Here is a 542-nt window from a genome sequence, read left to right as displayed (position 1 = left end):
GGCCCTAGAGGAGGTACGCAAGGATCTCTGGCGGGAGATGAGAAAGCTCCCATCTCCTGTCTATGCCCGTAAGTTCGCCGGGGCAAGGTGGGCACTGTTGAAGAATCCAGGAACCCTAACCAAACGTCAGGGACTAGCCCTCTTAGCCATCAAACAACGAGGGGGAGCCCTATGGCGAGCTTATGAGATGAAGGAGTCCCTACGGGCGATCTTTGCTGGAGACCTCGAGATCGACGAGGTGAATGAGATGCTCGATCACTGGTGCAAGCGAGCCTCACGCTCACGACTATCGAGTTTCATCCGACTCTCAAAGACCATCCGAACTCATCGAGACGGGATACTTGCCTCCATCAGACTTGGGGTATCCAATGGAAGGGTCGAGGGACTCAACACCAAAGTTCGCTCCATCATTGCCCGCTCGTATGGGTTTCACTCCGCCAAGGCTACCCTGGCCCTGGTGATGCTAGCTTGTGGACCGATTGACTTGAAGTTACCCTATGAAAGGGCGAGTTTATCCACATGAATGTCAATAGAGCCGTTTT

At 53.9% G+C, this 542-nt stretch carries 1 protein-coding gene; it reads left to right on the top strand.

The window, feature by feature from the left end; all coding sequences use genetic code 11:
* Positions 1 to 523 (top strand): ISL3 family transposase (locus tag FEAC_RS14400; RefSeq protein WP_052566613.1); only part of this gene is annotated, 523 nt, incomplete at its 5' end.
* Between the last annotated feature and the right edge of the window lie 19 nt (positions 524 to 542).

Source organism: Ferrimicrobium acidiphilum DSM 19497 (assembly GCF_000949255.1).
GTDB classification, from domain to species: domain Bacteria; phylum Actinomycetota; class Acidimicrobiia; order Acidimicrobiales; family Acidimicrobiaceae; genus Ferrimicrobium; species Ferrimicrobium acidiphilum.
The sequence above is the reverse complement of the archived record's forward strand: the minus strand, read 5'-3'. Positions and strand labels throughout refer to the sequence as shown.